Genomic DNA, 7094 nt, shown 5'->3' on the forward strand with positions numbered 1-7094 from the left:
TCACGTAAAGGCGTCGGGCATGCTGTCCTTCTTGCGGCGCATGAAGTCCTGCAGCGCCTCGTCGATGGCGGGGTCGATCGCCGGGGCCTCGTACTCCTCCAGCATGCGCTTCCAGATCGTGTTGGCGCGCTGCGAGGCGTCCTGCCGGCCCTCGGCCTCCCACTGCTCGAACGAGTTGTTGTCGGCGATGGTCGAGCGGTAGAAGGCGGTCTCGAAATTGCGCTGGGTGTGGTCGCAGCCGAGATAGTGGCTGCCCGGCCCGACCTGGCGGATCGCGTCCATCGCCTGGCCGTTCTCGCTGAGGTCGATGCCCTCGGCCATCACCTGCATCATGCCGAGCTGGTCCGCGTCGAGGATGAACTTCTCATAGGAGCTGACCAGGCCGCCCTCAAGCCAGCCGGCCGCGTGCAGCACGAAGTTCACGCCCCCCAGCATGGTCGGCAGCAGGGTCTGGGCGCTCTCGAACGCCGCCTGCGCGTCGGCGGCCTTGGAACCGCATAGCGACCCGCCGGAGCGGAACGGCACGCCAAGACGCCGGGCCAGGGCGGCGGCGCCGTACAGCACCAGCGCCGGCTCCGGCGTGCCGAAGGTCGGCGCGCCCGACTGCATCGAGATCGAGCTGGCGAAGGAGCCGAACACCACCGGCGCACCGGGGCGGCACAGCTGCGCCGTGGCCATGCCGGCCAGGCTTTCGGCCAGGGTCTGGGTCAGCACGCCGGCACTGGTCACCGGGGCCATGGCGCCGGCCAGGATGAAGGGGGTGACGATCACCGCCTGGTTGGCTCGGGCGTAGGTCTTCAAGGCGCCGAGCATGGTGCCGTCCCACACCATCGGCGAATTGGCGTTGATCAGGCTGATCAGCACGCAGTTCTCGTCGACGAAGCGCTCGCCGAACACCAGCCGCGCCATGGCGACCGTGTCCTCGGCCCGCTCCGGCGCCGTCACCGAGCCCATGAAGGGTTTGTCGGAGTACTTGATGTGGGCATAGACCATGTCGAGATGCCGCTTGTTCACCGGCAGGTCGACGGGCTCGCACACGGTGCCGCCGGAATGGTGCATCGCCGGCGTCATGTAGGCGAGCTTCACGAAGTTGCGGAAATCCTCGATCCGGGCGTAGCGGCGGCCTTCGTCGAGGGTGCGGATGAAGGGAGGTCCATAGACCGGGGCGAAGACGGTGTTGCCGCCGCCGATCTGCACCGTGCGCTCCGGGTTCCGGGCGTGCTGGGTGAATTCGCGCGGCGCGGTCGCCTGCACCAGTTGCCGGCACAGGCCGCGCGGGAAACGGATGCGGGTGCCCTTGACGTCGGCGCCGGCCGCGCGCCACAGCTCCAGCGTCTCCTCGTCGTCGCGGAACTCGAGGCCGATCTCCTCCAGCACCGTGTCGGCGTTGTGCTCGATCAGCTCCAGCCCGTCGGTCTTGAGGACCTCGTAGAGCGGGATCTTGCGCGAGATGTATTTCAGCTGCTGCAGCCCGCCGCCGCGGCGCAGGGCACGACGGGCCTCGGCGCCGCCGCGGCCGCGCCGGCCGGCCCGGCCGCCGGTGTCCTGGGTCTCGTCCGATGGAGTGGCGGGGGCGTCGGTCATCGCTGGCAATCCTTCTCGCAGAGTCCCGATGCTACGCCCCGAGGCCCGGGCGACCATCGCGCCTGCGACCCGGCCTCGCCCGGTCACGACACCGCGCCGCGAGGCCGCATGAGCCGCCTTGAACCGGGCCCGCCGCCGGGTTACCTGGAGGGGGCCATGACCTCCGATCTGCCCCCAATCGTCTCGCCCTGCATCGGCGTCTGCACGCTCGAGGCCGGGACCGGCCTGTGCGCCGGCTGTCTGCGGACGATGGAGGAGATCGCGGCCTGGCGCGACGCTGACAATGCCTGGCGCCTGGCCACGCTGCAGCGGCTGAAGGAACGCCGCCGCGCCCGCGGCCGCACCAGCGCCGCCGACAGCCGGCCGCGGCGACGCCAGCCGCAGAGTGTCTAGGAGAATCCGATGCCCACCGTCACCGTCGCCGCCACCCAGACCTTCTGCACCTGGAACGAGGCCGAGACCCTGGACCGGGTCGAGGCGCTGGTGCGCCAGGCCGCCGGCCGCGGCGCCCAGATCGTGCTGCCGCAGGAGCTGTTCGCCGCCCCCTATTTCTGCCGCGACGAGCTGCAGACGCACTTCGCCCTGGCCCAGCCGATCGACGGCCATCCGGTGGTGGAACGGTTCCGCCGGCTGGCGGCGGAGTTGCAGGTGGCGATGCCGGTCAGCGTGTTCGAGCGGGCCAACAACGCCTATTACAACTCGATCGCCATGGTGGACGCCGATGGCAGCGTGCTGGGCGTCTACCGCAAGTCGCATATCCCGGACGGGCCTGGCTATGAGGAGAAGTTCTACTTCAACCCCGGCGACACCGGCTTCAAGGTGTGGAAGACCCGCTACGGCGTGGTCGGCTGCGGCATCTGCTGGGACCAGTGGTATCCGGAGACGGCGCGCTGCATGGCGCTGATGGGCGCCGACGTGCTCTTGTACCCGACCGCGATCGGCAGCGAGCCGCAGGATGGCGGCCTCGACAGCCAGGCGCACTGGACCCGGGTGATGCAGGGCCATGCCGGTGCCAACCTGGTGCCGCTGGTCGCCTCCAACCGCATCGGCACCGAAGAGGGCGAGCGCTTCAGCCAGACCTTCTACGGCTCCTCCTTCATCGCCGACCAGACCGGCGCGCTGGTGGCCCAGGCCGGCCGGACCGAGGAGGAGGTGCTGGTCGCCCGCTTCGACCTCGACGCCATCCGGGCCCAGCGCGCCAGCTGGGGCGTGTTCCGCGACCGCCGGCCGGAGCTGTACGGCGCGATCCTGACCTATGACGGGGCGACGCGGCCGGCCTGAGGCCGCGGTCTGTTCGTTGCCTCTCCCGCTTGCGGGAGAGGTCGGGCTCGCGTAGCGAGACCGGGTGAGGGCGGCTCGGCCGCGACACCAGGATCGACATTTCAGGACCAGGCGGATCATGCGCTCGCTCGTGGTAAAGCGGTGCTTTCGGCGAGACCGAGCCGTCCCCTCACCCGGACATCCTTCGGATGTCCGACCTCTCCCGCAAGCGGGAGAGGCAATCTGTGCTCACCGTGAGCTTCGGCGCATCTCATCAGAACAAATCAAGAACAAGAAGTCAAGCGCAAGCTCGTGCCCATCGCTCACTGGGCCGCGGAACCCTGCCCTCCATCCGTCGCGATCTCGGCCAGCAGCCACTCGCGGAAGGCGGCGATCTTCGGCACATCGCGGCGGCTTTCCAGATAGACGAGGTAGTACGAGCCTTCCTCGCGGATGCTGAACGGGAAAGGCCGGATCAGTTCCCCCGAAGCCAGCTCGTCGAGGAAGAAGGTCGGGTTGACCAGGGCCACGCCCTGCCCGGCCTGCGCCGCTCGCCCCAGCATCTGCTGATTCTCCAGCCGCATGCCGCCATCGGACACGCCATAGGGCACGACCACGCCGGCCGCGGCGAACCAGCGCTGCCAGTAGCCGTCGCCGCTGTCCCAGAACAGCGGCAGCCGCAGCAGGTCGCGCGGGTCCTCGAGCCCGCCGGCCCGGTCGCGCAGCGCCGGACTGCACAGGGCGGTGTATTCGATCGGCATCAGCGGATGCGCGGCCAGGCCGGGCCACAGGCCCATGCCGTGGCGGATGCCGACATCGTTCTCCCCTTGGGTGAAGTCGACCAGCTTCATCTTGGTGTCGAGCCGCACGGCGATGCCGGGATGGGCCAGCTGGAACCGGCCGAGCCGCGGCACCAGCCAATTGGTGGCGAAGGTGTGGATCGTGGTGATCGACAGCAGCCCGCCGGTGTCCTCCCGCGCCGCGGCGAAGGCGCCGGCCAGCCGGGCCAGGGCCTCGGTCACCGCCGGCGCCAGGCGTCCGCCGGTCTCAGTCAATTCCACCCGGCGGGTCAGGCGCCGGAACAGCGGCGCGCCGACCCGATCCTCCAGCAGGCGGATCTGGTAGCTGACCGCCGCCTGGGTCATGCCCAGCTCCGCCGCCGCCTTGGTGAAGCTGAGATGCCGCGCCGCGGCCTCGAACACGCGGATGGCCGGCAGCGGCGGCAGGCGGGAGGCTGATCCTTCATCCATAAAGGCTGTTTATCCGTCGCTTATCGAGAACGCGTTGGTCGGGCGCCCGCGGAAGGGCGATATTCCTCCCATACAGACCCCATCGCAACGACCGGCCCGTCGCCACGCATCAGCTGAGATGATGCGTCCGGGCCATCCGGAGACCGAGATGATCAGCATTGTCCAGCGGGCGCCCACGCGCCCGATCCCCCGGCTTCGCCCTCGGCGCGGCCTCCTGTCCACCCTCCGTGCCGCGGCCGGCCGGCTGCTGCGCCCGGCCGCGGGCCGCGTGCTCGACCCCAACGGCCTGTCCGACCAGCTGCGCCGGGACCTGGGCTTCGACCGCAGCTAGCCATCCCGCCGCCCCGCCATCGCCGCCGCCGCCTCGGCCAGCAGCCAGTCGCGGAACAGCGCGATCTTCGGCACGCGGCCGCGGGTCTCGAGATGGACGATGTAGAAGCCGCCCTGCTCGCGCAGCAGCGTCGGGAAGGGCTGCACCAGCTGGCCCGAGGCCAGCTCCTCGGCGAAGAACAGCGGGTTGAGCAGCGCCACGCCCTGCCCCGCCTTCGCCACCTGGCCCATCATCTGCTGGGTGTCGAGCCGGAGCCCGTCATCGGCGACCGAGGCCGGCACCGCCACCCCCGCCGCCGCGAACCAGCGCTGCCAGGCATCGGCGTCGTCCCACAAGAGCGGCTGGCCCAGCAGGTCGCGCGGCCGGCGCAGGCCCCCGGCCCGCTGCAGCAGCGCCGGGCTGCACATCGGCGTGTAGTCGACCGGGATCAGCCAGTGCGCCGCCAGCCCCGGCCAGACGCCGCGGCCGTAGCGGATGCCGAGGTCGTAGTCGCCGCGGGTGAAGTCGACATTGCCCTGGCCGGTGTCGACCCGCACCGTGACCTTCGGATGCGCCACCTGGAACCGGGCGAGCCGCGGCACCAGCCAGTTCGAGGCCAGGGTCAGCACGGTGGTGACCGAGAGCATCCCGCCGGCGGCGTCGTCGCGCAGCGCGGCGAAGGCCCCGGCCATGCGCGACATCGCCTCGGTCAGCACCGGCGCCAGCCGCGCCCCGGCCTCGGTCAGCGCCACCTTGCGGGTCAGGCGCAGGAACAGCGGCGCGCCGACCCGGTCCTCCAGCAGGCGGATCTGGTAGCTGACCGCCGCCTGGGTCATGCCCAGCTCCGCCGCCGCGCGGGTGAAGCTGAGGTGGCGGGCCGCCGCCTCGAACACCCGCACGGCTGCGAGCGGCGGAAGCTGGAAGCCTGGCTGGGTGCTCATCGGGTCGGGGCGTCAGGGGCGGTTCAGGATCCGTTCCAGTCTCGCCGCGGATGCCCGGTACGACAAGTCTGACGACGCTCCCACCGTCCCACACCGTCATTGCGAGCGCAGCGAAGCAATCCATCGGTCAGCTCGTGCGGGACGATGGATTGCTTCGTCGGCTTCGCCTCCTCGCAATGACGGTGAAGGGGAAAAGCTTGGCTCTCCTCCTCAATCCAGCGTCTGCAGGGTCTCGCGCAGGGTCTCGACGATCCGGTCGATCTCCGTCTTCTCGATGATGAAGGGCGGCGACAAGGCGACGATGTCGCCGGTGGTGCGGATGCCCACCCCCTTCTGGAAGCACTTGATGAACAGGTCGTAGGCCCGCGCGGTCGGCCTGCCGGCGATCGGCTCCAGCTCCACCGCGCCGATCAGGCCGAGGTTGCGGATGTCGATGACGTGGCGGGTGCCCTTCAGGCTGTGCAGCGCCTGCTCCCAGTACGGCGCCAGGTCGGCGACCCGCTCGAACAGCCCCTCCTCGCGATACACGTCGAGGGTCGCCAGCCCGGCGGCCATCGCCAGCGGATGGGCCGAGTAGGTGAAGCCGTGGAACAGCTCGATCAGGTGCTCCGGCCCGGTCATGAAGGCGTCGTAGATGTGCTTGCGCACGCCGACCGCCCCCGCCGGCACCGCGGCGTTGGTCAGGCCCTTGGCCATGGTCACCATGTCCGGCTGCACGCCGAAATAATCCGCAGCGAAGTTGGCGCCGAGGCGGCCGAAGCCGGTGATGACCTCGTCGAAGATCAGGAGGATGCCGTGCCTGTCGCAGATCTCGCGCAGCCGCTGCAGATAGCCCTTGGGCGGCATCAGCACGCCGGTGGACCCGGCCACCGGCTCGACGATCACCGCGGCGATGGTCGACGGGTCGTGCAGCGTGACCAGCCGCTCCAGGTCGTCGGCCAGCTCGAACCCGTGCTCCGGCAGGCCGCGGCTGTGGGCGTTGCGCGCCAAATCGTGGGTGTGGCGCAGGTGGTCGACGCCGGTCAAGAGCGTGCCGAAGGCCTTGCGGTTGGCGACGATGCCGCCGACCGAGATGCCGCCGAAGCCGACGCCGTGATAGCCGCGCTCGCGCCCGATCAGGCGGGTGCGGGTGCCCTGGCCGATCTGGCGCTGATAGGCCAGCGCGATCTTCAGCGCGGTGTCGACCGCCTCGGACCCGCCGCCGGCGGCGAAGAAGACGTGGTCGAGGTCGCCGGGCAGCAGCTGGGCGACGCGGGAGGCCAGCTCGAACGCCTTGGGGTGGCCCATCTGGAAGGACGGGGCGTAGTCCATCTCCGCCGCCTGGTCCTGGATCGCCTGGACGATCTTCGGGTGGCAGTGGCCGGCATTGACGCACCACAGGCCGGCGGTGCCGTCGAGCACCTGGCGGCCGTCGACGGTGGTGTAGTACATGCCCTTGGCCGAGGCGTAGAGCCGCGGCGCCGCCTTGAACGACCGGTTCGCGGTGAACGGCATCCAGAAGGATTCGAGGTTGTTCGGGGCGCGCAGGTCCATGGGTCGCAACTCCGGTCGGCTGTGGAGGGAACCGAACACGCCGAACGGCCGGCGCCGGTCCGCCCCGAGGCTGGGAAAGGCCGGGCGGAAGCCTAGGACCGCCCCGATCGCTGGACAAGCGGGCGTGCGCGCCGGACACTGCGAAAACCGCCGGCGGAGGCCGCCCCGATGCCGGCGTTCGGGATTTCGAACAGGAAAACACCCATGGCCCCTTCC

At 70.4% G+C, this 7094-nt stretch carries 7 protein-coding genes; 3 read left to right on the top strand and 4 right to left on the bottom strand.

The window, feature by feature from the left end; translation table 11 throughout:
- Positions 1 to 1584 carry a trimethylamine methyltransferase family protein gene (locus tag BWR60_RS05390; protein ID WP_088149979.1) on the bottom strand — a complete coding sequence of 528 codons (1584 nt, stop codon included), beginning with the start codon at positions 1582 to 1584 and terminating at the stop codon, positions 1 to 3.
- 156 nt (positions 1585 to 1740) lie between these two features.
- Here BWR60_RS05390 and BWR60_RS05395 point away from each other — a divergent pair, with 156 nt between their 5' ends.
- Entirely contained in the window at positions 1741 to 1977 is a 237-nt protein-coding gene (locus tag BWR60_RS05395) for a DUF1289 domain-containing protein (RefSeq protein WP_088149980.1), read from the top strand.
- Positions 1978 to 1986: 9 nt separating this feature from the next.
- Complete coding sequence (gene aguB, locus BWR60_RS05400; protein WP_088149981.1) at positions 1987 to 2865, top strand: N-carbamoylputrescine amidase; 879 nt, start codon at positions 1987 to 1989, stop codon at positions 2863 to 2865.
- A 302-nt stretch (positions 2866 to 3167) separates the two neighbouring features.
- On the opposite strand, the gene gcvA (BWR60_RS05405) is transcribed toward aguB, so the two are convergent.
- Complete coding sequence (gene gcvA / locus BWR60_RS05405; RefSeq protein WP_088149982.1) at positions 3168 to 4094, bottom strand: transcriptional regulator GcvA; 927 nt, start codon at positions 4092 to 4094, stop codon at positions 3168 to 3170.
- 148 nt (positions 4095 to 4242) lie between these two features.
- On the opposite strand from gcvA (BWR60_RS05405), the gene BWR60_RS05410 reads away from it, so the two are divergent.
- A complete protein-coding gene (locus BWR60_RS05410; RefSeq protein WP_144445525.1) occupies positions 4243 to 4425 on the top strand; it encodes a hypothetical protein in 183 nt (60 codons plus the stop codon).
- Here the strand turns inward: BWR60_RS05410 and gcvA (BWR60_RS05415) are convergent.
- Together gcvA (BWR60_RS05415) and BWR60_RS05420 are read right to left on the bottom strand one after the other, a co-directional pair.
- A complete protein-coding gene (gene gcvA / locus BWR60_RS05415) occupies positions 4422 to 5345 on the bottom strand; it encodes a transcriptional regulator GcvA (RefSeq protein WP_088149984.1) in 924 nt (307 codons plus the stop codon). The genes BWR60_RS05410 and gcvA (BWR60_RS05415) overlap by 4 nt on opposite strands.
- A 210-nt stretch (positions 5346 to 5555) precedes the next feature.
- Positions 5556 to 6878, bottom strand: a complete 1323-nt coding sequence (locus tag BWR60_RS05420; RefSeq protein WP_088149985.1) for an aspartate aminotransferase family protein — start codon at positions 6876 to 6878, stop codon at positions 5556 to 5558.
- Between the last annotated feature and the right edge of the window lie 216 nt (positions 6879 to 7094).

The organism is Inquilinus limosus (genome assembly GCF_002195995.1).
In the GTDB taxonomy this organism is placed as follows: domain Bacteria; phylum Pseudomonadota; class Alphaproteobacteria; order DSM-16000; family Inquilinaceae; genus Inquilinus; species Inquilinus limosus_C.

Bases quoted from the DNA above. Each gene is read 5' to 3' on its own strand.
- BWR60_RS05390 (WP_088149979.1), bottom strand. From the start codon at position 1,584: ATGACCGACGCCCCCGCCACTCCATCGGACGAGACCCAGGACACCGGC.
- BWR60_RS05395 (WP_088149980.1), top strand. From the start codon at position 1,741: ATGACCTCCGATCTGCCCCCAATCGTCTCGCCCTGCATCGGCGTCTGC.
- aguB (WP_088149981.1), top strand. From the start codon at position 1,987: ATGCCCACCGTCACCGTCGCCGCCACCCAGACCTTCTGCACCTGGAAC.
- gcvA (WP_088149982.1), bottom strand. From the start codon at position 4,094: ATGGATGAAGGATCAGCCTCCCGCCTGCCGCCGCTGCCGGCCATCCGC.
- BWR60_RS05410 (WP_144445525.1), top strand. From the start codon at position 4,243: ATGATCAGCATTGTCCAGCGGGCGCCCACGCGCCCGATCCCCCGGCTT.
- gcvA (WP_088149984.1), bottom strand. From the start codon at position 5,345: ATGAGCACCCAGCCAGGCTTCCAGCTTCCGCCGCTCGCAGCCGTGCGG.
- BWR60_RS05420 (WP_088149985.1), bottom strand. From the start codon at position 6,878: ATGGACCTGCGCGCCCCGAACAACCTCGAATCCTTCTGGATGCCGTTC.